At 57.5% G+C, this 25,925-nt stretch carries 24 protein-coding genes and 1 pseudogene; 15 read left to right on the top strand and 10 right to left on the bottom strand.

What is annotated here, in order from left to right; all coding sequences use genetic code 11:
• The first annotated feature begins 72 nt into the window (after positions 1 to 72).
• Positions 73 to 237, top strand: a complete 165-nt coding sequence (locus Q8L89_01175) for a rubredoxin (GenBank protein MDP1707679.1) — start codon at positions 73 to 75, stop codon at positions 235 to 237.
• Positions 238 to 295: 58 nt separating this feature from the next.
• Here Q8L89_01175 and Q8L89_01180 read toward each other — a convergent pair whose 3' ends face one another.
• Entirely contained in the window at positions 296 to 592 is a 297-nt protein-coding gene (locus Q8L89_01180; protein ID MDP1707680.1) for a DUF4398 domain-containing protein, read from the bottom strand.
• Positions 593 to 735: 143 nt separating this feature from the next.
• Between Q8L89_01180 and wrbA the strand changes: the two genes are divergently transcribed.
• From wrbA to Q8L89_01220, 8 genes are all read left to right on the top strand, one after another.
• The gene (gene wrbA, locus Q8L89_01185) at positions 736 to 1,335 is read left to right on the top strand and encodes an NAD(P)H:quinone oxidoreductase (protein ID MDP1707681.1); all 600 of its coding nucleotides are present in this window, start codon (positions 736 to 738) and stop codon (positions 1,333 to 1,335) included.
• A 22-nt stretch (positions 1,336 to 1,357) separates the two neighbouring features.
• The gene (locus Q8L89_01190) at positions 1,358 to 3,076 is read left to right on the top strand and encodes a proline--tRNA ligase (protein MDP1707682.1); all 1,719 of its coding nucleotides are present in this window, start codon (positions 1,358 to 1,360) and stop codon (positions 3,074 to 3,076) included.
• 18 nt (positions 3,077 to 3,094) lie between these two features.
• A complete protein-coding gene (locus Q8L89_01195; GenBank protein MDP1707683.1) occupies positions 3,095 to 3,439 on the top strand; it encodes a DMT family protein in 345 nt (114 codons plus the stop codon).
• 212 nt (positions 3,440 to 3,651) lie between these two features.
• Positions 3,652 to 4,920 (top strand): glucose-1-phosphate adenylyltransferase, encoded by a 1,269-nt coding sequence (glgC, locus tag Q8L89_01200; protein MDP1707684.1) that lies wholly within the window; start codon positions 3,652 to 3,654, stop codon positions 4,918 to 4,920.
• A complete protein-coding gene (locus tag Q8L89_01205) occupies positions 4,910 to 6,616 on the top strand; it encodes a glycoside hydrolase family 57 protein (GenBank protein MDP1707685.1) in 1,707 nt (568 codons plus the stop codon). Before glgC ends, Q8L89_01205 begins: the two co-directional genes overlap by 11 nt.
• Complete coding sequence (malQ, locus tag Q8L89_01210; GenBank protein MDP1707686.1) at positions 6,613 to 8,070, top strand: 4-alpha-glucanotransferase; 1,458 nt, start codon at positions 6,613 to 6,615, stop codon at positions 8,068 to 8,070. The genes Q8L89_01205 and malQ overlap by 4 nt, the downstream gene beginning before the upstream one ends.
• Positions 8,070 to 8,366, top strand: coding sequence for a hypothetical protein (locus Q8L89_01215; GenBank protein MDP1707687.1), 297 nt, complete (start codon positions 8,070 to 8,072; stop codon positions 8,364 to 8,366). The genes malQ and Q8L89_01215 overlap by 1 nt, the downstream gene beginning before the upstream one ends.
• 86 nt (positions 8,367 to 8,452) lie before the next feature.
• Entirely contained in the window at positions 8,453 to 9,256 is an 804-nt protein-coding gene (locus tag Q8L89_01220) for an undecaprenyl-diphosphate phosphatase (GenBank protein MDP1707688.1), read from the top strand.
• Here the strand turns inward: Q8L89_01220 and lolA are convergent.
• The 4 genes from lolA to Q8L89_01240 form a co-directional block, all read right to left on the bottom strand.
• Positions 9,244 to 9,972 carry an outer membrane lipoprotein chaperone LolA gene (gene lolA, locus Q8L89_01225; GenBank protein MDP1707689.1) on the bottom strand — a complete coding sequence of 243 codons (729 nt, stop codon included), beginning with the start codon at positions 9,970 to 9,972 and terminating at the stop codon, positions 9,244 to 9,246. The genes Q8L89_01220 and lolA overlap by 13 nt on opposite strands.
• A gap of 14 nt (positions 9,973 to 9,986) precedes the next feature.
• Complete coding sequence (locus Q8L89_01230; GenBank protein ID MDP1707690.1) at positions 9,987 to 12,218, bottom strand: DNA translocase FtsK 4TM domain-containing protein; 2,232 nt, start codon at positions 12,216 to 12,218, stop codon at positions 9,987 to 9,989.
• A 142-nt stretch (positions 12,219 to 12,360) separates the two neighbouring features.
• A complete protein-coding gene (ssb, locus tag Q8L89_01235; protein ID MDP1707691.1) occupies positions 12,361 to 12,834 on the bottom strand; it encodes a single-stranded DNA-binding protein in 474 nt (157 codons plus the stop codon).
• A gap of 57 nt (positions 12,835 to 12,891) precedes the next feature.
• Positions 12,892 to 14,280 carry an MFS transporter gene (locus tag Q8L89_01240; GenBank protein MDP1707692.1) on the bottom strand — a complete coding sequence of 463 codons (1,389 nt, stop codon included), beginning with the start codon at positions 14,278 to 14,280 and terminating at the stop codon, positions 12,892 to 12,894.
• Between the two features lie 69 nt (positions 14,281 to 14,349).
• On the opposite strand from Q8L89_01240, the gene uvrA reads away from it, so the two are divergent.
• The 6 genes and pseudogenes from uvrA to Q8L89_01270 all read left to right on the top strand — a co-directional run bounded on the left by uvrA (position 14,350) and on the right by Q8L89_01270 (position 22,185).
• Positions 14,350 to 17,178: an excinuclease ABC subunit UvrA gene (gene uvrA / locus Q8L89_01245; GenBank protein ID MDP1707693.1), complete on the top strand. Its 2,829-nt coding sequence runs from the start codon at positions 14,350 to 14,352 to the stop codon at positions 17,176 to 17,178.
• Between the two features lie 121 nt (positions 17,179 to 17,299).
• The gene (locus tag Q8L89_01250) at positions 17,300 to 18,862 is read left to right on the top strand and encodes an RNA-directed DNA polymerase (GenBank protein ID MDP1707694.1); all 1,563 of its coding nucleotides are present in this window, start codon (positions 17,300 to 17,302) and stop codon (positions 18,860 to 18,862) included.
• Between the two features lie 221 nt (positions 18,863 to 19,083).
• Entirely contained in the window at positions 19,084 to 19,542 is a 459-nt protein-coding gene (locus tag Q8L89_01255) for a hypothetical protein (protein MDP1707695.1), read from the top strand.
• 65 nt (positions 19,543 to 19,607) lie between these two features.
• Positions 19,608 to 20,459 carry a transposase gene (locus tag Q8L89_01260; protein ID MDP1707696.1) on the top strand — a complete coding sequence of 284 codons (852 nt, stop codon included), beginning with the start codon at positions 19,608 to 19,610 and terminating at the stop codon, positions 20,457 to 20,459.
• A gap of 80 nt (positions 20,460 to 20,539) precedes the next feature.
• Positions 20,540 to 21,811: an MgtC/SapB family protein gene (locus Q8L89_01265; protein MDP1707697.1), complete on the top strand. Its 1,272-nt coding sequence runs from the start codon at positions 20,540 to 20,542 to the stop codon at positions 21,809 to 21,811.
• A gap of 157 nt (positions 21,812 to 21,968) precedes the next feature.
• Positions 21,969 to 22,185: pseudogene (locus Q8L89_01270) on the top strand (type II toxin-antitoxin system HicB family antitoxin).
• A 192-nt stretch (positions 22,186 to 22,377) separates the two neighbouring features.
• On the opposite strand, the gene Q8L89_01275 reads toward Q8L89_01270, so the two are convergent.
• The 5 genes from Q8L89_01275 to rpsK all read right to left on the bottom strand — a co-directional run bounded on the left by Q8L89_01275 (position 22,378) and on the right by rpsK (position 25,919).
• Positions 22,378 to 23,376, bottom strand: a complete 999-nt coding sequence (locus Q8L89_01275) for a cytochrome c peroxidase (protein ID MDP1707698.1) — start codon at positions 23,374 to 23,376, stop codon at positions 22,378 to 22,380.
• Between the two features lie 68 nt (positions 23,377 to 23,444).
• Positions 23,445 to 23,834 carry a 50S ribosomal protein L17 gene (rplQ, locus tag Q8L89_01280; GenBank protein ID MDP1707699.1) on the bottom strand — a complete coding sequence of 130 codons (390 nt, stop codon included), beginning with the start codon at positions 23,832 to 23,834 and terminating at the stop codon, positions 23,445 to 23,447.
• A gap of 25 nt (positions 23,835 to 23,859) precedes the next feature.
• Positions 23,860 to 24,858 carry a DNA-directed RNA polymerase subunit alpha gene (rpoA, locus tag Q8L89_01285; GenBank protein MDP1707700.1) on the bottom strand — a complete coding sequence of 333 codons (999 nt, stop codon included), beginning with the start codon at positions 24,856 to 24,858 and terminating at the stop codon, positions 23,860 to 23,862.
• Between the two features lie 27 nt (positions 24,859 to 24,885).
• Positions 24,886 to 25,512 carry a 30S ribosomal protein S4 gene (gene rpsD, locus Q8L89_01290; GenBank protein ID MDP1707701.1) on the bottom strand — a complete coding sequence of 209 codons (627 nt, stop codon included), beginning with the start codon at positions 25,510 to 25,512 and terminating at the stop codon, positions 24,886 to 24,888.
• Positions 25,513 to 25,526: 14 nt separating this feature from the next.
• Positions 25,527 to 25,919, bottom strand: a complete 393-nt coding sequence (gene rpsK / locus Q8L89_01295) for a 30S ribosomal protein S11 (protein ID MDP1707702.1) — start codon at positions 25,917 to 25,919, stop codon at positions 25,527 to 25,529.
• Between the last annotated feature and the right edge of the window lie 6 nt (positions 25,920 to 25,925).

Genomic DNA, 25,925 nt, shown 5'->3' on the forward strand with positions numbered 1-25,925 from the left:
TTGCAAGGACGTGCGAAAATAGCGTTTCGTGACAGGCTGAAGACGACCTGTCGCCCACCATCAGGAGTTTTAATGAAGTCATATATGTGCGTGATCTGCGGCTTTATCTACGATGAGGCCGCAGGCCTGCCCCAGGAGGGCATTCCACCCGGAACAAAATGGGAGGATATTCCTCTGAACTGGAAATGCCCGGAATGCGGCGCCGGCAAAGAAGATTTTGAAATGATCGAAGTGTGACACCGCGCAGCTCTGTTGCGGCTGGTTAACCCGGATACCGCATCCAAAAACCTGACTTTTAAGGTAAGGGCGCGGCCTTCAGTGCTTCGCTACGTGCCTTGATCGCTTCGCGCCGTGCCGCGACGGCTTCATCGCGCGCCTGGTTATAGGCCCCCGCATCGAGCGCCTGCTTGGCCCGGTTAAGCAACGTTTCCGCACCTTCCATAATCTCCGGCGCCAGCTGGCCCGCGTTCGCATCACGTGCGGCCTGCACCGCCTGGCGCGCATCGCTCATCTCCTGGGTAGGAATGCTGGTGCAACCCAGCATCATGCTGAACATGAGCGGCGCAAGGTAGCGGAGGCGAGATACAATCATGGGCATATCCATGCACATCAGGAACGGAAGGCGGATACCGCGTGGTTTCGCAAACCTAGCACCCGTCTCCTGCACTGTCAAGCAAGCCCCAACTCGGCTACCATAGCGTATCAGAGCACCGCAGACCGATGACCTCTCACGCCATGCCGGATATTCTTGTCCTTTATTACAGCCGTAACGGCAATGTAGCCCAAATGGCGCACCAGATAGCACGCGGCATCGAAGAGGTGCCCGGCATGGCCGCCCGCATACGCACCGTACCTGCCGTCACCGCCGTGTGTGAGGCGACAGAAGATGCCATCCCGGCCAGCGGACCACCCTATGTCACCACAGACGACTTGCGCGAGTGTGCGGGCCTGGCGCTGGGCAGCCCGACCCGTTTCGGCAATATGGCTGCTGCGCTCAAATACTTTCTCGACAGCACCGGCGCACTGTGGCTATCGGGGGCCTTGATCGGCAAACCGGCAGCGGTATTTACTTCCACCGCCTCGCTCCACGGCGGACAGGAAACCACGCTGGTCAGCATGATGTTGCCCTTGCTGCACCATGGCATGCTGCTCGTGGGCCTGCCCTACAGTGAACCTGATCTCACCAGCACTACCACCGGCGGCACCCCCTATGGCGCAAGCCATCTTGCAGGCGCTGACAGCAACCTGGCGCTGAGCGAGGAAGAAAAGCGCCTGTGCCGCGCACTCGGCAAACGCCTTGCGGAAACAGCAGGGCTGCTGCATAACAACTCCTGAATCTCCGGCGACCCGTCAACACATGCGCACATCTCGACTACTGCTTCCCACGCTCAAAGAAGTTCCCGCCGATGCCGAGGTCATCAGCCACCAGTTGATGTTGCGGGCGGGCATGATCCGCAAACTGGCCGCCGGCATCTACACCTGGTTGCCGCTCGGTCTGCGCGTGTTGCGCAAAGTGGAAGCCATCGTACGCGCGGAGATGGACCGTGTCGGCGCACAAGAAGTCCTGATGCCGGCGATCCAGCCTGCCGAATTGTGGCAGGAGTCTGGCCGGTGGGGTTTTTATGGCTCAGAATTGCTGCGCATCAAGGATCGCCATCAGCGTGACTTCTGCTTCGGCCCCACCCATGAAGAGGTTATCACCGACCTCATTCGCAACGAAATCCGCAGCTACAAGCAATTGCCCGCAACGTTCTACCAGATTCAGACCAAATTCCGCGACGAACCGCGTCCGCGCTTCGGCATCATGCGCGCCCGCGAGTTTTTGATGAAAGACGCCTACTCTTTCCACCTCGACCAGGCTTCCTTGCAGGAAACCTACGACGCCATGCACCAGGCCTACACACGCATCTTTACGCGCCTCGGGCTGAAGTTTCGGGCGGTATACGCCGACACCGGCGCCATCGGCGGCAGCGGTTCACAGGAATTTCATGTCCTCGCCACCTCCGGCGAAGACGCCATCGCGTTTTCGGACGCCAGCGACTACGCCGCCAACGTAGAGTTGGCGGAGGCCATGACGCCAGGAGGGAACCGCCCCCCTGCACAGCACCCAATGCAGCGCGTTGCAACACCGGGACAGCACAGCATTGATGAGGTAAGCAAGTTCCTGAAAATACCTCACGAACGCTGCGTCAAAACGTTGTTGGTGCAAGGAACCCATGCCAATGTTGTCGCACTGGTACTGCGCGGCGACCATGAACTCAATATGGTCAAGGCCGGTAAACTGGAGCAGGTCGCGAGCCCGGTTGTCTTCGCAACCACTGAACAGGTGCGTGCCGCCGCCAACTGCGAGCCGGGCTCACTCGGCCCGGTGGACTTGAAAGTCGACGTGATTGTCGATCGTGCCGCCGCACAGCTCGCTGATTTCGTCTGCGGCGCGAATCAGGAAGACCACCATTATACCGGCGTCAACTGGGGGCGGGATTTGCCTGAGCCGCTGGTCGCAGATATCCGCAACGTCGTCGCGGGCGACCCTGCCCCCGACGGCAAAGGTTCGCTCTCTATCGCGCGCGGCATTGAAGTCGGCCACATCTTCCAGCTCGGCACCAAATACAGCGCCGCACTGAACGCCACCGTGCTCGACCAGTCCGGCCAATCAGCGGTCATGACCATGGGCTGCTATGGCATTGGTGTTTCGCGTATCGTCGCCGCCGCCATCGAGCAGAACAATGACGCTCGCGGCATTATCTGGCCCCAGTCGATTGCACCGTTCCAGCTAGCACTATTGCCAATGAACATGCAGAAGTCTCAACGAGTGCGTGAAGCCGCAGAGCAGCTTTACCAGAAGCTGCAGAACAGCGGCATAGAGGTGTTGTTTGATGACCGTCCATTGCGCCCCGGCGTGATGTTTGCCGACATGGAGCTGATCGGCATTCCACACCGCCTGGTGCTGGGCGAGCGCGGCCTTGATACAGGCACGATGGAGTACCAGGGACGACGAGACAGTGAAAGCAGGAATATCCCCCTGTCAGACATCGTTGCATTCATGCAGTCCCAGCTCGCGGGGCCGGGGCCCTGAAAACCGGTCTCTGCCTGCATGTCGGTCATACTGCAAACCACGCTGCTACTGGCGCTGTCGAATGTGTTCATGACCTTTGCGTGGTACGCACACCTTAAAAATCTCAATGACAAGGCATGGTATTTTGCTGCCCTGATAAGCTGGGGTATCGCACTGTTCGAGTATTTGCTGCAAGTCCCTGCCAACCGCATCGGCTACAGCGAGCTAAGCCTCGCGCAGTTAAAGCTGCTGCAGGAAATTATCACGCTGGTGGTGTTTGTGCCATTCGCCGTCTTCTACATGCAGCAGCCCGTGAAACTGGACTTTCTATGGGCAGGCCTGTGCCTGCTGGGCGCGGTATATTTCATGTTTCGCGCAACATAGTCCCGCCTCATCCGGGGGCCAACACCCCACCCGGCGGGATGGGTAAGGCTGGCCCGAAAGTTGCTGTTTTCTGTTGGAACATCTGTACCATACAATATACTCTTCAATATATAGACGAGGCTTGGGGAACGACAGCGTTTTCGATTACAGTTGACATACCGACGCCTCGCGGCGAATGACCCCTACCGCCTCAGCTGATACAAGGAGAACCCATGCATCCAGGTCATATTCGCCGCTTCGAACGACGCCGCATGCGCAATACACTGGCCTTGATTCTGGCCGGGGGTCGAGGTTCACGCCTGGAGCACCTGACACTCTGGCGCGCCAAGCCCGCAGTTCCCTTCGGCGGCAAGTTCCGCATCATCGACTTCCCCCTCTCCAACTGCATCAACTCCGGCATACGCAGCATCTCGGTACTGACACAATACAAGGCCCATTCGCTCATCGGCCATATCCAGCGTGGCTGGGGTTTCATGCGTGGAGAGTTTGGCGAATTCGTCGAGTTGCTACCGGCCCAACAGCGCATTGAAACTTCATGGTACACCGGCACCGCCAATGCCGTGTTCCAGAACCTGGATATCATTCGCGGCCATAAGGCGAAATATATTCTTATCCTTGGTGGCGATCACGTATACAAAATGGACTATGGCCAGATGATCGCCTTCCATGCCTTGCACAACGCCGACCTGACCGTGGGCTGCATTGAAGTGCCGCTTGAGCAGGCCAGCTCCTTCGGCATCCTCAGCGTGCAGGAACATGCGCGCGTGGTAGATTTCCAGGAAAAACCCGCCTGCCCTCAGCCCCTGCCGGACCGCACCGATGTGGCGCTCTGTTCCATGGGCATCTATGTATTCAATGCCGAGTTTCTCTATGAGCAGTTACTCAAAGATGCCGAATCTCCGCACTCCGCACACGACTTCGGCAAGGACATCATCCCCGGGGCGATCGATAAACACCATGTAGTAGCCTTTCCATTCCTGGATCACGATACCGGGAAATGCGCCTACTGGCGCGACGTGGGCACAGTGGACACTTTCTGGGAGGCCAACATGGAGCTGGTCGGTGTCACGCCGGAGCTTAATCTGTATGATGAAGACTGGCCGATCTGGACCTATCAGGCACAGCTGCCACCGGCCAAATTCGTGTTTGATGCAGAGGATCGGCGCGGTATGGCTGTGGACTCGGTCGTCTCAGGAGGCTGCATCGTTTCCGGTGCCACCGTGCGCCGCTCCCTGTTGTTTTCCAATGTGGTTATCGAGCCCCACTCCACCATTACTGACTCCGTCATCCTGCCGGATGTAAAAATAGGGCGTCACTGCACGCTGCAGAAGGTCATTATCGACAAGGCCTGCGTGATAGCAGATGGCACAGTGATTGGTCTCGATCACACCGAAGATGCCAAGCGTTTTCATGTAACGCCCAAGGGCGTCGTGCTGGTAACCCCGGAAATGCTGGGCCAGCGCATACACCATGCCCGATAAGCCGCGCCTCAAGGTGGTGCTGTGCTGGCATATGCACCAGCCACAATACCGCGACTCCCTTACCCATGAATACCAGCTGCCATGGACTTACCTGCATGCGATCAAGGATTACACAGACATGGCGGCGCTGCTCGAGGACACACCCGCCGCGCGCGTGGTCGTCAACTTTGCACCTGTCCTGCTGGAACAGATTGCAGACTACGCGCATCAGCTCAATGAGTTTTTAACTTCGCGCACACCGCTGAATGATCCTCTACTGGCGGCGCTCAGCGCTGAAAAATTGCCTGAAGAGAATGGTGCACGCAGTGCCTTGGTAAAATCCTGCCTGCGCATCAACCACGAACACCTCATCCATCCGTTTCCGCATTACCGCCGCCTGGTCGACATCGCAGGACGTCTCGAAGACGATACGGAGGCCTTGAACTATCTCGGTGAGCAATACTTTGCCGATCTCCTCATGTGGTATCACCTGGCATGGCTGGGTGAAACGGTGCGGCGCAAGAATATGACGGTACGCGCCCTGCTCGACAAAAGCTATTCATTCACCTTGAATGACAGACTGACCCTGCTGTCAGTGATCGCCGAACTGCTCAGTGGATTACTGGGTCGCTACCGCAAGCTTGCCGAATGCGGTCAAGTCGAACTCTCCATGACACCTTACGCGCACCCCATTCTGCCGCTGCTGCTGGATTTCAGCAGTGCCCGTGAAGCCATGCCTGAGGTGCGCCTGCCCGTGTCCAGCGCCTATCCTGGCGGTGAAGAGCGCGTGCGCTGGCACATCCAGCATGGCATGGAGGTCTTTCACCGCCATTTTGGTTTTACGCCACAGGGCTGCTGGCCCTCTGAAGGCAGCGTCAGTGATGCCGCACTACGTACACTGGATGAATTTGGCTTCCGCTGGGCAGCGAGTGGTGAAGCTGTGCTGTATAGCAGCCTCACTCGCCACAACAAGGCGGAGCCCGCCAACAAGGCATGGCTGTACCGGCCGTACACGGTAGGTGCAGGCAAGATCGCAACCTTCTTCCGTGACGACGGACTGTCCGACCTCATCGGCTTCACCTACTGCAAGTGGCATGCGGACGATGCCGTCGGCAACCTCGTCTCACACCTGGACAGCATTGCCCACACCTACGACTGTAACAACAGCGTTGTATCCATCATCCTTGATGGCGAGAACGCATGGGAGTATTACCCCAACAATGGTTATTACTTTCTGAGCGCCCTGTATCAGCGCCTCAGCTCCCACCCACAACTGGAAATGACAACCTTCTCGGCCTGCCTCGACCAGCTGCCGTCCACGGAGTGCCTGCCCAGCCTTGTTGCAGGCAGCTGGGTATACGGTAATTTCTCTACCTGGATCGGCGATGATGACAAAAACAGGGCGTGGGACCGGTTGTGTGCCGCCAAGCATGCCTATGACTCCGTGCTTGCCTCGGGCCGCGTGACTGATGAGCAGCGTACCGCACTGGAGCAGTTGATGGCCATCTGTGAAGGCTCAGACTGGTTTTGGTGGTTCGGTGGCTATAATCCCGCTGACAGTGTGAGTGATTTTGAATTGTTGTTCCGGCGTCATCTTGCCAATCTGTACCGCTCGCTCGGCGAAGCCATCCCAGAAGAATTGTCGCTGGTGCTGTCCCGTGGCAGCGGGGCACCTGCGCAGGGTGGCGTGATGCGCCCCGGTCAGGAGTCCCGGTGAAGTCGAGACAAGGAAAAACCCGGCGCGCTGGCATCATACTGCATCCCACCTCCCTCCCTGGCCCGCATGCGCAGGGCAATCTCGGCCCTGAAGCCTATCACTTCGTCGAATTCCTTGCGGCAAATGGCCTGCGGGTGTGGCAGGTGCTCCCGCTCGGCCCTACGCACGGTGATGGCTCACCCTATCAGTGCCTGTCGGCCAATGCCGGCAACCCCAACCTCATCAGCCCCGAACTTTTACAGCAAGCAGGCTGGCTGGGGCACTTTGAAGCCAGCGAGTCGCACACATCCCTCCTGCATCGGGCCTGTCAGCGCTTCACCCAGCAGGCGCCCGCAACCGAGCACGAGGAGTTCGCTGATTTTATAAAGCAGCAGGGCCATTGGCTGCCTGATTATGCACTGTATCAGGCGATCAAGGGCGAGTATGCCGGGCACTCATGGCTCGGCTGGCCTGCAGCTTTGCGCAATCGTGACCCGCATGCACTCGGCAAAGCACGCACGCAGCATGACAGCGCCATCACGCAAACCTGCTTCGAACAATTCATTTTCTTCCGTCAATGGGATGCACTTAAACGCTACGCCAATGCCCATGGAGTGACGATGTTTGGTGACATGCCCATATTCGTTGCCCATGACAGCTCCGATGTCTGGTCCCGACGCGACATGTATGACCTCAATCCAGGCGGACAGGCGCGTGTTGTCGCCGGTGTTCCGCCGGATTATTTCGCCGAGCATGGCCAGCGCTGGGGTAATCCGCATTACAACTGGCAGCGCATTCGTGACGACGGTTTCCGCTGCTGGCGCGAACGCATGCGGACACAACTGCGGTTATTCGATCTGATCCGCATCGATCACTTCCGTGGCTTTGAGGCATACTGGGAAATTCCCGCAGAACTGCCGACCGCAGAAGGCGGGCGTTGGGTCAAGACGCCGGGCGATGAACTGTTCGCCGCGCTCAAGCGAGACTTTGGTCGACTGCCGCTGGTCGCCGAAGACCTGGGGCTGATCACACCTGAAGTGCATGCGCTACGCAAAAAATACAAGTTTCCGGGAATGAAAATACTGCAATTTGCCTTTGACGGTGACCCGCACAATCCCTACCTGCCGCCACAGCATGAAATTGACAGCGTCGTCTATACGGGTACTCACGACAACGACACCACCCTGGGCTGGTTCAACAAGCTTGGGCCGGATCAAAAACGACACATCAATGATTACCTCGGTGCACCGGAGGAGCCCATGCCCTGGCCACTCATCCGCATGGCACTGGCATCAGTCGCGAATCTCGCCATCCTGCCAATGCAGGATATCCTGGCACTCGACAGCGAACATCGCATGAATATACCCGGCACTACGCACGGCAACTGGAAATGGCGATTTGACTGGGCCCAGATTACGCCGGACATTACTGAACGCCTGCGCCACCTGACTCATTTATACAACCGCGTCGCCTAATGACAGGCACGCTGACACCGGAAGGCTGTACCTTTCAGGGCCTGTTCGAGGTCAGCGGGCTACAGCGGCTGGATGCACGCTTTCTGGACGAGCTGCATGCGCACAACCCGTCACTGCATGCCGGACTGCTCGGCTACCGGGGCGCATCGTTATCCCTGTCCCCACTGCAAATCAGCGTGTTGCTGCTCGCCTGTGCGCCGTTATTGGAAGAGTTTATTGCCCGGCTGTTTCATATCGAAACTGAAATAGAAGCGACACGCAAAGACCCTTTCCCACGACGCCGTCATGCAGTGTAAAAAGGTATCTGTGCAGCGGCGCGCGCGCCTTAAGAAAGCACATCACTGGGGGTATAATGTCCCCCACCTTATGACCAAGGACACCCATGGATAGTCTGTTACACCTGAAAGCCCTGCTGCTTGGCATCGTTGAGGGGCTCACCGAGTTTTTGCCTATCTCAAGCACAGGACACCTCATCATCGTTGCGGATACGGTAGGTTTTAATGGCATCAGTGCCAAGACTTTTACAATCTGTATTCAGTTGGGCGCCATCTTCGCCGTATGCTGGCATTACCGCATCCGCCTGCTCGCACTGCTGCAGACCTCCCCTCCCGAGCGGGCCACACAGAACTTCACTTTCCTTGCCAATCTGTTCGTTGCCTTTCTGCCTGCGGCCATCCTCGGGCTGGCATTCCATGACATGATAAAGACGTATTTATTCACGCCTGCCAGCGTCGCCATTGCCTTAATCATGGGCGGTGTGATTATTTTGCTGATCGAGCAGCGGCGCTATGTGCCACACACAGACTCAGTCGACGCCATCCACTGGAAGACGGCGCTTAAAATCGGCCTGTGTCAGGCCGTATCCCTGATTCCCGGTACCTCCCGCTCCGGCGCCACCATTATGGGTGGCTTGCTGTTTGGGCTGTCACGCCGGGCGGCAACCGAATTCTCCTTCTTCCTCGCCATTCCCGTCATGTTTGCCGCCACGCTTTATGACCTCTATAAAAGCTGGCACCTGCTGGGCAGCAACGATATCACGCTGTTTGCGACGGGGTTTATTGCCGCCTTTATAAGCGGGCTGCTGGCCATCAAGGGGCTACTCGCCTTTGTCGCCAATCACAGCTTCCGCGTATTCGCCTGGTACCGAATCGGCTTCGGCCTGCTGGTGCTGGCCTACTTCTGGTGAGCGGAGGGGCTGGCAGCGGTTTCGCGCAGGATATCGGTACCCGCCGGGGGTACAAACACAAACCGTGACGGGTCCGGCGCAGCGTCATACTTCAGGTTGGAAAAATTCAGCACCGTAATCTGGCCAAAACTGTCGTGCATTTCCATCGCCTGCAAATCACTTTGTCCAAAACCCAGGCGGATACGTTCGAAACCGCTGTCTGTCTGCTTCGGCGTTAGCTCCACCCAGTCCAGACCATTCCTTGACTCGGCCTGAGCGATGCTGAAGCTTTCCTCCAGTGGCTGGTTGCCGCTCAGCAACGACGCTGGTGTGCCACCCAACGCCTGGCCCAGTGGCTTGATGGTCGCCTGCTCCAGATCCTCGTCGTAAATCGTGATTTCCTTGCCATCGGAGGCAATGACCTGGCGGTAAGGTGTTTGGTAATCCCAGCGAAACTTTCCCGGACGCTGCATCAGCAGACTGCCACTCGCCCGCTGCACTACCCGGCCCTTGCCATCCTGCAGCGTCTGCTTGAAATCTGCCTGTATCGTCCGGGCACCCTGAAAGAATACCTGCAGGCGCTCGGTCACGGAGTGTACTGGCGCCGTGTCTGCCCCGGAACGGACAGCAGCCTGCGCTGTTGCGCTTGCCGGCGTTGATTCTGTGGCCGCCGCAATCAGCGGCACGCACAGCAGCGCGCAGAGGTACCCTGTACAGCGTGAGCGTGGAAATACCATATTCTTCTGTCCGGCTAATCTTCGGGAGGCGCGGCAGCCAGCACTTCGCGGCTGCCATTGGATTGCAATGGGCTCACCACCCCGGCACGCTCCATCTCCTCAATCATGCGCGCTGCACGGTTATAGCCGATCTTGAGCCGGCGCTGAATACCCGAGACAGAGGCACGTCGCGTCTCGGTAACAATACGTAATGCAGAATCATAAAGCGGATCGGCCTCGCCACTGTCACCCTCTTCCCCCGTTAGAGTAGTCGCGTCCTCCATCGTTCCCTGCAACACCTCTTCGTGGTAGTCCGGTGTGCCACGCTGCTTCAGGTACGCTACCACCTTGTGCACCTCATGATCGGCGACAAACGCCCCATGCACCCGCGTGGGGATACCACCGCCCGGCGTCAGGTACAACATATCGCCCTGCCCCAGCAACTGCTCTGCGCCCATCTGGTCGAGTATGGTGCGCGAATCCACCTTGGCCGAGACCTGAAAGGCGATACGCGCCGGTATGTTGGCCTTGATCAGCCCGGTGATCACATCCACCGAGGGTCGCTGGGTGGCAAGTATCAGATGTATCCCCGAGGCACGGGCCTTTTGCGCCAGACGCGCAATCAGGTTTTCCACTTTCTTGCCCACCACCATCATCATGTCGGCCAACTCATCAATGATGACCACGATGTAGGCCATGCTCTGCAACAACGGTGGGTCAACATCCTCCACCGGTTTCGCCATAGGGTCTACCAGCGGCTTGCCGCTGTCTGCCGCCTCCTTGATCTTGCGGTTGAGACCGGCGATGTTGCGCACGCCCAGCGCCGCCATCAGGCGGTAGCGCCGCTCCATTTCGGCCACGCACCAGTTCAGTGCGTTGGCGGCCTCGCGCACATCGGTCACCACCGGCGTCAGCAGGTGCGCAATACCCTGATAAACGGAGAGCTCGAGCATTTTCGGGTCGATCATGATCAGCCGCACTTCGTCGGGTCGGGCATTGAACAAGATACTCAACACCATGGCATTCATAGCCACCGATTTACCGGAACCGGTCGTACCTGCCACCAACAAATGCGGCATCTTGCCCAGATCGACCACCACCGGCGCACCGCCAATGTCCTTGCCCAGCGCCAGTGCCAGCGGCGAGCCGGCATGTTCATACTCCCTGGATTGCAGCGTTTCGGATAGCCGTACCAGTGCCCGGTGCTCATTGGGTAACTCCAGACCGATCACCGATTTACCCGGAATAACCTCCACCACGCGCACACTGGTAGTGGAAAGACTGCGCGCCAGATCCTTGGCGAGGCTGGTAATCTGGCTCACCTTGATACCGGCCGCAGGCTGAATTTCAAAACGCGTGATTACCGGCCCTGGGTGCACCGCAACCACCTGCACCTCGACGCCGAAATCCATCAGCTTCATTTCCACCTGACGCGACATCGCTTCCAGCGCGCTGTCGGACAGGTTTATCTGCTGGGCCTCCGGCGGATCCAGTAGCGACAGCGGCGGCAATGCATTATCGCTGGCGTCAAACAAGGGCACCTGACGCTCCTTCACTGCCCGTTCACTGGAGACCACCGCCTTGAGCACCGGTTCGATGCGGGGCGGCACCCGGGTTTCCACCTTGCGCCGCTCCAGTTTTGCCGCCACCTCACGCTTGAGGCGCGAACGCCGTCCAATGAAATAGTCGCGCAGACCCAGCCGTGTAATGAGGTAGTCAACTACTTGCAGGGTGATGCGCCCCACCCAGTCCATCAGCCAGAGCCAGGACAGACCGGTAAACAGGGTGACCCCGGTGAGAAACAGCACCAGCAGAAACAGCGTCGCACCGAGAAAGCTCACGCCCTGCACCAGCACGTCTGCAAGTTGGGCGCCCAGCAAGCCGCCCAGCTCATGCGGCAACGCCGACGGCCCGCTAAAATGCAGCGCCGCCAGACCCGCCCCCCCAGCCACGAGGAGTACCACACCCAGCGTGCGGACACCCATGCGGTGCCAGTTGAATGCCGTCGTACCCAGCCGGGCCTGATGAATCAACCAGCCGCCGTAACCAACGATGAGGGGTAACAGATAGGAGAGCACGCCGAACAGATACAGCAACACGTCGGCAATCCAGGCCCCGAGCCAGCCGCCCAGATTGGCGATCTGCTCGGTGGTACCGCTGCGTGACCAACCGGGGTCGGTGATCTGATAGCTGGCGAGCGCCATCACCAGATAAATCGTCAGCGCCAGACAGGCGATCAGACCCACCTCGTGCAGGCCGTAGGCCACACTATGCGCCCAAGGGTGATTGCCCCCCTGGAAAAGTCCGCCTGATTTTTTGCGGGTCGCCTGCGACAAGATCTAATCCATATTATGAATAATTATTCATAATATCATAATTTATCTATTATTTTTATAGATAACAAAACCTCTAGAACGGGATATCATCATCGAAGCTGTCGGCCTTGCCGCCCACCGCCTGCTCCATCTCCCCTGCATTGGCCTTGGCGCCACCACCCTTGGCACCGGCTGGCTTGTCCGCATAGGAGGCCGAACCACCGCCGCCCTTGCTGCCCAGCATCTGCATCTCGTTGGCAATGATCTCGGTGGTGTAGCGATCGGTGCCGGTGTTCTTGTCCTGCCACTTGCGGGTACGCAGACTGCCTTCGACATAGACCTGTGATCCCTTCTTAAGATATTCTCCAACAATCTCAGCCAACCTGTTGTAAAACACTACATTATGCCACTCGGTGCGCTCCTGCTGCTCGCCACTGGTCTTGTCCTTCCACGACTCGCTGGTGGCAATGGTGATGTTCGCTACCGCGCCGCCGCTCGGCATATAGCGTATTTCCGGGTCTTTACCCAGGTTGCCGACCAGAATTACCTTGTTAATACCCCTTGCCATGTTTATCTCTCCTCGCTTGATCTGTTTTGTCCGTCGTCAGGCTGTTCGCGCTCTGCCTCACGCGACGCTGGCACGCCCTTCTGCGTCAGCGGAAAAGGCCTGTAAAGCCGCCTCATCCAGCACCAGGGCATCCACCTTGAGATAGGCCGTGCCATCCGCCACCACTGCCTCAGCCACGCCCGGCACCTGCCGGATACGCTCGGCCAGGGCCTGAGACTGATTGTCGTCCAGCAGCCCCACTTTAAGCAAATAACTTTTCACGTAGCGCGGGCTGGCCATGCCATAGGCCACCGCAGCCCACAGGCCGGCCAGCACGGCGCACAGCACAAACACCCCTGCCAGACCCTGTACCCCGTATACCCAGCCGCCCAGAACGCCGCCGCCGAAGGCCCCCAGAAACTGGCTGGTCGAGTAGATACCCAGCGCCGTACCCTTGCCATCGACCGGCGCGGTCTTGGAGATCAGCGACGGCAATGTCGCCTCCAGCACGTTGAAGCTGATAAAAAACAGGAGCAAGGCCAGTGTGATGCCGACCACCGAGTCGTAAAACAGGGCCAGCACCAGTTCAGACAGGCCGAGCACAACGATAGCGCCGACAAATACCTCTTTCATGCGGCGCTTTTTCTCCGCCGCGAGAATAAAGGGCACCATCAGCATCAGGGCCAGCAGCATCACCGGGAGATAGACCTGCCAGTGATGCTCGACCGGCAAGCCGGCCTGCTCGCGCAGGGCGAAAGGCAGCGCGACAAAGCTGGCCATCAGCATGGCGTGCAAGACCATGATGCCGAAATTGAGCCGCAGCAGCTCGACATTCTTCAACACACTCCTGAACTTCGTCGGCATGGCCTCGGTATCGCGGTGAAAATGGCTTTCGACCGCTTGCGGCACCCCCAGCTTCAACACCGCGATACCCCCCAGCGCAAGCACGGCGGTAAGCCAGAAAATACCCGGCACGCCGATCCAGCTGTTCAGCACCGGACCCGCCACCAAGGCAAAGGCAAAGGAAACGCCAATCGTCATGCCGATCACGGCCATGGCCTTGGTGCGGTGCTCCTCCCGCGTGTGGTCGGCGGCCAGCGCCATCACGGCAGCAGCAATCGCCCCGCTGCCTTGCAGCGCCCGGCCGACAATCACGCCGGCAATGCTGTCCGCCATCGCCGCCACCACACTGCCGAAGGCAAACAGCAGCAGGCCGCCGATAATCACCGGCTGGCGTCCGATGCGATCAGACAGCATCCCCAATGGAATTTGCAGGAAGGCCTGCGACAGGCCATACACGCCAATGGCGAGGCCGATCAGGGCAGGGGTGGAATCAGGCAGGTGGTCGTGGGCGTAAAGCGCAAATACCGGCAGGATCAGGAACAATCCCAGCATACGCAGGGCGTAAATGGCGGCAAGTGAGATAGTGGCACGGCGCTCCCCGGGGGTCATGCCCGTTTGCTGCATGGGGTAGGTTTCCTTTTGCTTCTTTAAACCCGTATATTAACAGGTTTGTTTAGCTGGTCGGAATCCTTCATGAACAGCATCCGTATCCGCGGTGCGCGCACGCATAACCTGCGGAATATCGACCTCGAACTGCCACGTGACAAGCTGATCGTCATCACCGGCCTGTCGGGCTCCGGCAAGTCCTCGCTCGCCTTCGACACTATCTACGCCGAGGGCCAGCGCCGCTACGTCGAGTCGCTGTCGAGCTACGCGCGGCAATTCCTGTCGGTGATGGAAAAGCCCGATGTCGATCACATCGAGGGCCTGTCGCCCGCGATCTCCATCGAGCAAAAATCCACCTCACACAACCCGCGCTCCACCGTCGGCACCGTCACCGAGATTTACGACTATCTGCGTCTGCTGTTTGCCCGTGCCGGTATTCCGCACTGCCCCACCCACGGCACCGCCCTCGACGCCCAGACCGTAAGCCAGATCGTCGACCAGATTGTCGCACTGCCGGAAGGCATCGCCCTGATGCTGCTCGCCCCCGTCGTCGAAGGGCGCAAGGGTGAACATCACAATGTATTGAGCGAGCTGCGCAGTCAGGGGTTTTTACGCGCCCGCATCAACGGCAAGGTGGTCGAGCTGAGCGAGGCCCCGGCGCTGGATCTGCGCAAAAAGCACACCATCGAGGCTGTCATCGACCGCTTCAAGGCCCGCCCCGACCTGCGCCAGCGGCTGGCCGAGTCGCTGGAAACGGCGCTGCGCCTGAGTGAAGGCCTGGTGCGCGTCGCCTTTCTCGAGGACAAAAAACGCAAAGACCTGGTGTTCTCGGCAAAATTCGCCTGCCCTCTGTGCGGCTACAGCCTGACCGAACTCGAACCGCGTTTGTTTTCTTTCAATAACCCCGCCGGGGCCTGCCCCACCTGCGACGGTTTGGGCATCAAGCAGTTCTTTGACCCGGCCAAAATCGTGGCCCAACCCGACGTCAGCCTGACCGAAGGCGCCGTGCGCGGCTGGGATAAACGCAACGCCTACTACTTCCAGATGCTGAGCTCGCTCGCCGAGCACTACAAGTTCGATCTGGAAAAACCATTTTCAAAACTGTCCAAAAAGATTCAGGACGTCGTGCTGCACGGCAGCGGCGAGGAAGAAATTCTCTTTTACTACTACAACGAGCGCAGCGCCAACGCCAAGCGTCGCCACACCTTTGAAGGCGTCATCCCCAACATCGAGCGGCGCTACCACGAAACCGAATCCGGCATGGTGCGCGAAGAGTTGGCAAAATACCTCACCGCCCGCCCCTGCCCGGAATGTCAGGGTGCACGCCTCAATCTGGCCGCGCGTAATGTGTATGTGGAAGGCAAGACCCTGTCGCAAATCACCGCCCTGCCGGTAGATCAGGCACGGCAGTTCTTTGCTGAGCTTAAGCTCGCCGGACGGCGCGGGGAGATCGCCGCCAAAATCATGAAAGAGGTCAACGAGCGGCTCGGCTTTCTCGTCAACGTCGGCCTCGACTATCTCACCCTGGAGCGCAGCGCCGACAGCCTGTCCGGCGGCGAAGCCCAGCGCATCCGCCTCGCCAGCCAGATCGGCGCCGGACTGGTGGGTGTCATGTACATTCTCGATGAGCCTTCCATCGGCCTGCATCAGCGCGACAACCAGCGCCTGCTGAATACCCTCACCTACCTGCGCGATCTCGGCAACACCGTGATCGTGGTCGAGCACGACGAAGAGGCCATCCGCAGTGCAGACTATGTGGTGGACATCGGCCCCGGCGCCGGTGTGCACGGCGGCCACATCGTCGCCCAGGGCCTGCCGCTCGACGTCATCAACCACCCCGACTCCATCACCGGCCAGTATCTTTCCGGGCGGCGGAAAATACCTCTGCCCGCCGAGCGCAAGCCGGTGAATGAAAAGCGCTGCCTGCGCCTGCGCGGCGTCAGCGGCAACAATCTCAAAAACATTGACGTCGCACTCCCGGCCGGCCTCATGACCTGTATTACGGGCGTCTCCGGCTCGGGCAAATCCACCCTCATCAACGACACCCTGTATCACCTGCTCGCCCGCGCACTGCATAATGCAGGTGAAGAACCGGCACCCTATACCTCTGTCGATGGCATGGAGTTGTTCGATAAAGTCGTGAACATCGACCAAAGCCCCATCGGCCGTACACCGCGCTCCAACCCGGCCACCTACACCGGGTTGTTTACCCCTATCCGCGAATTATTCTCCACCACGCCCGAGGCCCGCGCGCGCGGCTACAACCCCGGCCGCTTCAGCTTTAACGTCCAGGGCGGGCGCTGCGAGGCGTGTTTAGGCGATGGCCTGATCAAAGTGGAAATGCATTTCCTGCCCGACATCTACGTCGCCTGCGACGTGTGCAAGGGCAAGCGCTACAACCGCGAGACGTTAGAGGTGCATTACAAACACAAAAACATCCACGAAATACTCGACATGACGGTGGAGGATGCCCGCGCCTTCTTCGACCCCGTGCCCGCCATCGCCCACAAACTGCAAATGCTGATGGAAGTCGGCTTGGGTTATATCAAGCTCGGCCAGAACGCCACCACCCTCTCCGGCGGCGAAGCCCAGCGCGTCAAACTCTCGCGCGAACTGTCGCGCCGCGATACCGGCAACACCCTCTACATCCTCGACGAGCCCACCACCGGCCTGCACTTCCACGACATCGAGCAGTTGCTGCGCGTACTGCACCACCTGCGCGACCACGGCAACACCGTCGTAGTCATCGAACACAACCTCGACGTCATCAAAACCGCCGACTGGATTATCGACCTCGGCCCCGAAGGCGGCGGCAAAGGCGGCCAAGTCATCGCCACCGGCACACCGGAAGACATCGCCGCAGAGCCGCATTCCTATACGGGTCAATATCTGAAATCAGTATTAGAACGTATCTAATAGCCAACCTTACCGAGAAACCTATACTAGGTAGTGCCGAATTCTTATTACACCGGGGATAGTCATGGTGCAAAACCAAGCAATTGATGGAAAGATCGCCCGAGAAGGTTGCTGACAATATATGTCTCAACCTCTTAAGACAGTGATCACCCCAGAGAGCCTCGACTTTGCTCTTAGGCACATTTCACACTACTATGACACCGACTTCTACCCCAGAACTGAAGAGTTTTTTGCAATTAAGTATTTCTGGGATGAGGTGAAAGAATATATTCTTAACTCAGATTTAGATGATGTTCTGTCCGCAGCCCCATTGGTCGATCCCTGGCCCAAGACGAGAGGTGGGTTCAGAATAGTTCACCGCATTGAGCCGCTCGACTCCCTTATTTACACAGCACTAGCAAAAACCGTTGCACCAGCGGTGGAGACTGCTAGGGCAAATCCCGAAGTGGCATGCTCATACAGAATCTCTGAAAGCGACACCAGCTTCTTCACAGATGGTTCTGGTTTTAATGTGTACAGGGAGCGCTGTGAGAATTTATCTAAAACATACCAATACGTACTATCCACAGATATATCAGATTTCTATAACAAGATTTACTTACATAGACTCCAAAATGCAATTCAGTCGGCTACCGACACTCCAACTGGTATATCCAAGAGGATTGAATACTTCCTCACCGCGCTAAATACAAGAGCTTCTCAGGGAATCCCTGTCGGGCCAGCGGCGAGCATAATAATGGCAGAAGCCACGCTTATTGATGCAGACCAATTTATAGATGGACGAGGCTTTGAGCACGTTCGATACGTAGATGACTTTCGAATATTCGGAAATTCTCAACAAGATTTGCAATCGCTCCTACAAGATTTCTCCGTTTACATGCATGAGAATCAGCGACTTTCTCTTTCTGCAGAGAAAACATACATCATAAGTTCTGATGACTTCCTTAACAAGGAGCTCAACAACCAGTACCAACTGGAGAAATTAGAAATTTTAGCTGAAATCGAGGTCGTCAACCCCTACACAATGGAAGTTGAGGACTTGGATTTGGTTGTTATAGAGAATGCGGGAGAGCTTCTTCTGGACGCGCTTGTGCGAATCAGGAAATTCCAAACAGTGGACCTCGGAGTGATCCGAGCGATAGTACGTCGAGCAAAAGCACACGGAATTAGAGAGATAGCCACGTACCTTATAGAAAATATTGAATTCTTTTCGGCAGCCGTTAATGACATTGCCCTCTACCTTGACACTATAACCGATAGCGACTTCATCTCTTCAAACACGGTACTATTGGAGAAACTTTGCGAAAGCCCCGCCGCCAACTTGCGGGCCGTTAGGCTGTGGCTTGAGTGGTATTTCTCTCGTCACATATCGATTTTAAAAATACCTAAAGCTCACGCGCTTGTTTTCTCAAGCAAGCGACTACGACCGCAAGCTCGAGCCGCAATAACCTCGAACAACCAAGCGTGGGTGAAAGATAGAAAGAACCAACTTCTTCACTATGCATACTGGGATAGGCGCTCTATTTTCTTGGCCGCCAAAGTACTATCCAAAGATGAACGGGAAAGGTGGCTGACTCCACTTATCAAAGGGGATAGCCTAGGCCAAATGGATAAATGGATGGCTCGGTGGGTTCTTGCGGGCTCTCCAGACAGCTCCGACTTTGATGATGATTTACCGTTTTGATCTTTGATTGCGTTTAAGGGGTTAGCAAGCACGGGCTCGGAGAGAACATAAGAACATAGGGGTCAGGCCTTACAATTTAGAACATAGGGGTCAGGCCTTACAATTTACATCCATGTCAAATGTAAGGCCTGGCCCTATTATTCCATCACCTTGACGCAATATTTGGCGTCAAATAGGATGGCTACTTTACGTTAGGCCAATTATGAAACGAAGGGGGCGCAATGGGACAAGATTACAGATCGATTGACCCGGACTGGCGTTATTGCGCTAAAAAGGAGCTACTAGCTAAGAAAAAACCAAATTTTTATCAACGAATGGGGAAACCCCATGTCTTTTGGTTTGGCATCTTCTGTCTAATCGCTATGATTGTAAACGCTCGAGAGCATGACTTATTTGGGGTTTCAGCCTTCTCAGCTATAGGCGGGATTGTATTCTATATTGCGTTCACCTCCATTGGCGATCTCGTTGACGGCGCGGTCTGTCACATAATGATCGACGGAATCGATTTCGGATACCGTATCGATGCCGGGGATCTTGAAGATTTCCTGTATTGCCAGTTTGAAAACAGAAAAATTGAGGTCGAGAAGACAGGGTACAGCGTAAGCACGCTACCTTCCGGTGATTTCTGGAAAAAAGAACGTCGTAGAATCAAAGAATCAAAAGAATCAATAGGGTCATGACATCTAAACGGCATAAACGGGGTCAAGTCTTGACATCACGGTTTTGGATCGGCTAATCTCTGTCCATGGCTCGCCCCCTACGACTTGAATTCCCCGGCGCGATCTATCACGTCACTTCACGCGGCAACGCGCGGAATGCGATATTTCTCGATAATGAGGACCGGGGGTTGTTTCTTGGTTGCCTCGGCGAAGTAATTGCTCGCTTTGGCTGGCTGTGTCATGCGTATTGCCTGATGGACAATCACTATCATCTGCTTATCGAGACGCCGGAGGGCAACCTCTCGCTGGGCATGCGGCAATTGAACGGCGTCTATACCCAGCGCTTCAACCGGCGTCACGGACGTGTGGGGCATGTGCTCCAGGGACGATTCAAGGCGATTGTGGTGGATCGTGACAGCTACCTGCTGGAGTTGTGCCGCTATGTCGTGCTAAACCCGATACGTGCCGGTATGGTAGAGAAAATTGAGCGCTACGCTTGGAGCAGTTACCCAGCAACGATGGGGCTGGCCAAATGTCCGGCGTGGCTCAAAACGGACTGGGTGCTGGGCCAATTTGCCAAAACGCGTGCCGTAGCCAGACGACGCTACGCTGAGTTTGCGGCAGAAGGCGGGGGACTTCCGTCCCCGTGGCCTGCGGTGAGAGGCCAGGCGCTGCTGGGCTCGGAAGCCTTTGTGGAGAAAATACGCCCGTTGCTTGAAGGGAAGGACGAGATAAAGGAGATTCCACGTGCCCAACGCCTGCTGCACCGGCCAAGCCTGAGGAAGTTGTTTACCAAGGCGGTTCAAAGCGATAAGGCCTTGCGCGACGAGGCCATTCGAAAAGCGTATCTGGACTATGGCTATACCATGGCGACGATTGCTCGTCATGCCGGGGTGCATTATTCTACGGTGAGCAAAGTCATCAAGGGCGAGAGGTGAAAACTGTGATGTCAAGACCTGACCCTGTTTTTCTGTTTTTCTGTTCTGTTTTTCTTGATATCTGGATCAAGGAAACTTAAATCAATAGCGAATTCATAACCAACGGCGGTCTGGAATATCTGCCTGCCTTCGCCATCAGTCTGGCCATCGGCATGTTGATCGGTCTGGAGCGGGAGCGCACGCCCACGGCCAAGGCGGGGCTGCGCACTTTCACTCTGGTGGCGCTGTTCGGCACCCTGGCGGCGCTGTTGTCGGAGCAGACCGGTGCTGCCTGGGTGCTGGCCGGTGGCCTGCTGGTGGTGGGTGGCATGATGGTGGCGGCCTACGCTCACGCCCCTCCCGATGCGGGCGGAGACCCGGGCACCACCACGGTAGCAGCCATCGTGCTGTGCTACGGACTGGGCGCGATGGTGTGGTATGGCTATCACCAGCTCGCGGTGATGGTCGCCATCGTGACCACCGTGCTGCTCTACTTCAAGACCGAGTTGCACGGCATCACCCGCAGCCTCACCCGGCGCGATCTGATTTCTTTCCTGCAATTCGCGGTGTTGTCGCTGGTGATCTTGCCTCTCCTGCCGAATCAGAATTACGGCCCTTTTGAGGCGCTCAATCCCTACCGGATATGGTGGATGGTGGTGCTGATCTCCGGCATGAGCCTCGCGGGTTACGCCGCCCTGCGCATCGTTGGCCGGCGCCACGGCGCACCGCTTATGGGAGTGTTCGGTGGGCTGGTATCGAGCACCGCCACCACCCTGGTGTTCGCGCGCCACGCGCGCAGCAACGTGGAACTGGTTCCAATTGCCGCAATAGTAATCCTGCTCGCCAACCTGATGGTGCTGGTACGGCTGGGGGTCATTGCCGCCGTTGTATCACCCAACCTGCTGCCCGCGCTGCTGCCGGTGCTGGGTGGCGGCCTGCTTGCAGGGTTAGCCGGTACGGCCCTGTTTTGGCGTGGCCTGCACCGTGATGCCGCGTTGCCCGCCCTGGAACTCAACAATCCCACCGAGCTACGCACTGCGCTGGGCTTCGGCCTGCTCTATGCGGCGGTGCTGTTCGCCGCTGCCTGGCTCGCCGATTACGCGGGCAATCAGGGACTGTATGCCGTGGCGCTGGCCTCCGGCCTCGCCGACGTAGACCCGATCACCCTGTCCAGCCTGCGCCTGTTTGGGTTGGGCATATTGGCCGAAAGCCCGGTGGTGACAGCGATCACCCTCGCCTTTGTCGCCAACCTTGCGTTCAAATTCAGCCTGATGCTGTTTATCGGCGGCGCGGCGCTGTCGCGCAAGACCGCCGCAGGCATGCTGTCCATCGCTGTCGGCGCAGGCGCCGGGTGGGCAGTTTTTTATATTTGATTGGAAACAAGCGCGGGGGTGCAGTATGTCTCGCGGATACCGCTGCGCCACATCCTGGCTACTTGCTACTACTTAGGCGCCGCTGAACTCTGACATTAGGCATACCCAGATACCCCTGATATAATTTTCTCGCCGTTCCTGACGAATGGAGAACCCCATGAAACTGACCGCAGTATTCGAGAAAGCCCCCGAGGGCTATATCGGCTTTGTCGAAGAGCTTCCCGGCGCCAACACCCAGGGCGACACACTCGACGAGGTACGCAGGAATCTGCCAGAGGCCGTGGAGATTGTGTTAGCAGCCAACCGGGCGCTGGGCGGAAATGCTTCAGGGCAAAGACATTATTCGCGAGCCGTTGCTGCCACCGGCGGCATGAGACGGCTCGACCTCGTACGCCTTCTCCAGAGTCACGGTTGCGAACTGTTGCGGGAAGGCGGGAACCATAGCGTCTTCATTAATCACACTATCCGTAAGTCAGCTACGTTCCCGCGAGATCAACGAATTTCTGGCTCGCAAAAATATGCAAAGACCTTGAAGTCTTCGAACCCTAGAGGGTCTATCTACCTGACTACTGAAGTTTCCCTGTCAGACTGTTCAAAAACGCGACAATAGCCTGCACCTGCTCATCACTCAAATCCTGCTGTAATTGAGTCTTCGCCATTACGCGCACGGCCTCGTCCAGCGTCGGCACCGTGCCGGTGTGAAAATAAGGTGCGGTGAGTGCGATATTGCGCAATGTAGATACCCGAAACAAGTGCTTGTGTATGGCTTCCCGGGTTGCTTCATAGTGTCCTAAATCGTCCGTCACCAGACTGTACTTCTGATCGTACTCACTGCCGATGTAATTGGGGAACAATTCGTAGAATCCCTCCCCCATGGGTACCGGCGGGCCGGAGAGATTGATGCCGAAGTGGCAGGCCGAGCAACCCACCTTCTGAAACTCTTCAAACCCGCGCTGTGCCTCGGCACTGAGCGCCTGTTTGTCGCCTTGCAGGTAACGGTCAAAGGCGCTGTCTGGCGTGATCAAGGTACGCACATAGGCAGCTAGCGCCTGGGCGATGCTGTCGTCCGCGCCTGTCGGTTGTGCGCCAAATACAGCGGCAAACTGTGGGCGGTATTTCTTTCGCGCCGTGATGCGCGCAGTCACGCTGGCGAGATCCGGATTGCCCATCACCGTCGGATCAATCAGGTGATCCTTAACCGCTGCCTCCAGACTCGCCGCGCGGCCATCCCAGAACTGCACGCTCTGAAACGCTGCGTTAAGCACGCTGGGTGTCGAGCGTCGCGTACGCTTGCCGAGCGCGCCCAGCGAGCGAACGCGGCCATCGGCACCTCCCTTGCTCAGGGCATGGCAGCTGTTACAGGCAACGGCCCGGTTGACTGAGAGCCACTTGTCGGCAAACAGTTGCTTGCCGAGGGCAATCTTGGCCGGGGTTTGCGGGTTATCCGCCGGGATGGGTGCAGTAATCGGCAGGGGTGAGAACACCTCAAAGGCCAGCAGCGGCTGCGCGCAGACAACAAGCGCCGCAACGATAACGGTACGTACCAGACCTGAGCGGTAATTCATGTACTCTCCTAAGCTCGAAACAAAAAAGGCCGAGCAAGCTCGGCCTTTTCAGTGTGATGCCACATTGCTTACTTGGCAGCTTCTTTCACTGCTTCCGGTTGTGGGCGGTCCACCAACTCCACCAGCGCCATTGGCGCCGTGTCTCCAGCACGGAAGCCGCACTTCAAAATACGCAGGTAACCGCCGGGGCGCGTCTTGTAACGCGGGGCGATTTCGTTAAACAGTTTGGTGACCATCTCCCGATCATGGATGCGGGCATAGGCCAGACGACGCTTGGAAACGTTGTCGACCTTGGCCAGCGTGATCAGCGGCTCCACCACACGCCGCAAGTCCTTGGCCTTGGGCAGCGTGGTCTCGATGACTTCGTGGCGCAGCAGGGCGGCGGCCATATTCTTGAACATGGCAGCGCGGTGCGAGCTGTTGCGACTTAACTGACGTCCTGAATTGCGGTGGCGCATAAAAAATTCCCAGAATCCCTATATGTCAGGCTGATGCCTTCTCTTTGTCGCGCAGGTGCGCCGGTGGCCAGTTCTCCAGCCGCATGCCCAGTGAAAGGCTGTGGGTGGCCAGCACGTCCTTGATCTCAGTGAGCGACTTCTTGCCCAGGTTCGGTGTCTTCAACAGCTCGTTTTCGCTGCGCTGAATCAGGTCACCGATGTAATGGATGTTTTCCGCCTTGAGGCAGTTGGCCGAACGTACAGTGAGCTCCAGATCATCGACCGGGCGCAACAGGATCGGGTCAATCTCGGCCTGCATCGTGGCCGGGTGGACTTCCTCGCTGCCCTTCAGCTCGACGAAGGTGGAGAGCTGATCCTGCAGAATCGTTGCGGCACGGCGTATCGCCTCTTCCGGATCAACGGTGCCGTTGGTCTCGATGTCGATCACCAGCTTATCCAGGTCGGTACGCTGCTCTACACGCGCGCGCTCTACGGTGTAGGTCACGCGGTGCACCGGGCTGAACGATGCATCCAGGCTGAGTGTGCCGATCTTGCGGTCTTCTTCCAGGTTCAGACGCGTTGCAGCTGGCTCGTAGCCTCTGCCGCGCTTCACCAGCAAGTTCATGTTGATTTCGCCCGACTTGGTCAAATGGGCAATGACGTGATCTGGATTCATGATTTCGACATCATGGTCGAGCGTGATATCACGCGCCAGCACGACACCCTGGCCTTTTTTCTTCAGTGTAAGCGTGGCTTCGTCGCGGGCATGCATGCGTATCGCAAGGCCCTTGAGGTTGAGTAGAATTTCGACCACGTCTTCCTGCACGCCTTCGATACTGGTGTACTCGTGCAACACGCTGTCGATCTCGGCTTCCACGACTGCACTGCCCGGCATGGAAGACAGCAGGATGCGGCGTAGCGCATTACCCAAGGTGTGCCCAAAGCCGCGCTCGAGTGGCTCCAGCGTTACCTTGGCGTGCCTGTCATTAATCGCTTGGACAGAGACCAGGCGTGGTTTCAAGAATTCGGCGACTGAACCCTGCATATTAAACCCTCTTTGGAATTGCCTGGTTTACTTCGAGTACAACTCAACGATCAAATGTTCCTTGATGTCGGCTGACAGTTCACTGCGCTCAGGCAGAGCCTTGAATATGCCTTGCAGCTTTGTGACATCAACATCAATCCAGTCTGAAAAGCCACGCTGCTGGGCCATTTCCATCGCTGCCTTGATGCGTAACTGCTCTTTTGCCGCATCCGTAGCAGCAATGACATCATTGGGCTGCACCTGGTAGCTCGGAATATTGACCTTCTTGCCATTGACCGTGATCGCGTTGTGGCGCACCAGCTGCCGCGCTTCCGAGCGCGATGCGCCAAAACCCATGCGGTAAACGACGTTGTCCAAGCGACCTTCCAGCAGCTGCAACAGTAACTCGCCGGTTGAGCCCTTGCGGCTGTCGGCCTCGGCATAGTAGCTGCGGAACTGACCTTCCAGCACGCCATAGACGCGGCGCAGCTTCTGCTTTTCGCGCAGCTGATGGGCATAGTCAGTCAGGCGCGTACGACGCTGCCCATGCTGACCCGGCGGAAAAGCTCGGTTCTCCATCGCACACTTGCTGGTAAAACACTTCTCGCCCTTAAGGAAGAGTTTCTCGCCCTCACGACGGCACAAACGACACTTCGGACCTGTATATTTAGCCAAGACTTACTCCAGACTCAAACGCGACGACGTTTTGGGGGACGGCAACCGTTGTGCGGTATCGGCGTGACGTCAGTGATATTAGTGACCTTGAAGCCCACCGCATTGAGTGCGCGCACCGCGTATTCACGTCCAGGACCAGGGCCCTTGATGAATACTTCGAGGCTTTTTACACCACATTCCAGTGCCGCAGTGCCCGCCTTCTCGGCGGCTACCTGTGCCGCAAAGGGCGTGCTTTTGCGCGAGCCACGGAAGCCGCAGCCACCGGCTGACGCCCAACTCAAGGCATTGCCCTGGCGATCAGTAATGGTGATGATGGTGTTATTGAACGATGCATGTACATGAGCCATGCCATCGACGACATTTTTCTTGACCTTTTTACGGGCACGCGAAGCTGTTTTGACTACCATATAGGC

This window comes from Gammaproteobacteria bacterium (genome assembly GCA_030680605.1).
GTDB lineage: Bacteria > Pseudomonadota > Gammaproteobacteria > SURF-13 > SURF-13 > JAQBXX01.

What these genes read in the sequence shown, in the direction of transcription:
- ssb (MDP1707691.1), bottom strand. Translation starts at nt 12,834, where the DNA reads ATGGCAAGGGGTATTAACAAGGTAATTCTGGTCGGCAACCTGGGTAAA.
- Q8L89_01220 (MDP1707688.1), top strand. Translation starts at nt 8,453, where the DNA reads ATGGATAGTCTGTTACACCTGAAAGCCCTGCTGCTTGGCATCGTTGAG.
- Q8L89_01250 (MDP1707694.1), top strand. Translation starts at nt 17,300, where the DNA reads ATGTCTCAACCTCTTAAGACAGTGATCACCCCAGAGAGCCTCGACTTT.
- Q8L89_01215 (MDP1707687.1), top strand. Translation starts at nt 8,070, where the DNA reads ATGACAGGCACGCTGACACCGGAAGGCTGTACCTTTCAGGGCCTGTTC.
- Q8L89_01275 (MDP1707698.1), bottom strand. Translation starts at nt 23,376, where the DNA reads ATGAATTACCGCTCAGGTCTGGTACGTACCGTTATCGTTGCGGCGCTT.
- Q8L89_01190 (MDP1707682.1), top strand. Translation starts at nt 1,358, where the DNA reads ATGCGCACATCTCGACTACTGCTTCCCACGCTCAAAGAAGTTCCCGCC.
- rplQ (MDP1707699.1), bottom strand. Translation starts at nt 23,834, where the DNA reads ATGCGCCACCGCAATTCAGGACGTCAGTTAAGTCGCAACAGCTCGCAC.
- rpoA (MDP1707700.1), bottom strand. Translation starts at nt 24,858, where the DNA reads ATGCAGGGTTCAGTCGCCGAATTCTTGAAACCACGCCTGGTCTCTGTC.
- glgC (MDP1707684.1), top strand. Translation starts at nt 3,652, where the DNA reads ATGCATCCAGGTCATATTCGCCGCTTCGAACGACGCCGCATGCGCAAT.
- Q8L89_01195 (MDP1707683.1), top strand. Translation starts at nt 3,095, where the DNA reads ATGTCGGTCATACTGCAAACCACGCTGCTACTGGCGCTGTCGAATGTG.
- lolA (MDP1707689.1), bottom strand. Translation starts at nt 9,972, where the DNA reads ATGGTATTTCCACGCTCACGCTGTACAGGGTACCTCTGCGCGCTGCTG.
- Q8L89_01260 (MDP1707696.1), top strand. Translation starts at nt 19,608, where the DNA reads ATGGCTCGCCCCCTACGACTTGAATTCCCCGGCGCGATCTATCACGTC.
- Q8L89_01240 (MDP1707692.1), bottom strand. Translation starts at nt 14,280, where the DNA reads ATGCAGCAAACGGGCATGACCCCCGGGGAGCGCCGTGCCACTATCTCA.
- Q8L89_01205 (MDP1707685.1), top strand. Translation starts at nt 4,910, where the DNA reads ATGCCCGATAAGCCGCGCCTCAAGGTGGTGCTGTGCTGGCATATGCAC.
- rpsK (MDP1707702.1), bottom strand. Translation starts at nt 25,919, where the DNA reads ATGGTAGTCAAAACAGCTTCGCGTGCCCGTAAAAAGGTCAAGAAAAAT.
- Q8L89_01180 (MDP1707680.1), bottom strand. Translation starts at nt 592, where the DNA reads ATGATTGTATCTCGCCTCCGCTACCTTGCGCCGCTCATGTTCAGCATG.
- uvrA (MDP1707693.1), top strand. Translation starts at nt 14,350, where the DNA reads ATGAACAGCATCCGTATCCGCGGTGCGCGCACGCATAACCTGCGGAAT.
- wrbA (MDP1707681.1), top strand. Translation starts at nt 736, where the DNA reads ATGCCGGATATTCTTGTCCTTTATTACAGCCGTAACGGCAATGTAGCC.
- Q8L89_01255 (MDP1707695.1), top strand. Translation starts at nt 19,084, where the DNA reads ATGGGACAAGATTACAGATCGATTGACCCGGACTGGCGTTATTGCGCT.
- Q8L89_01175 (MDP1707679.1), top strand. Translation starts at nt 73, where the DNA reads ATGAAGTCATATATGTGCGTGATCTGCGGCTTTATCTACGATGAGGCC.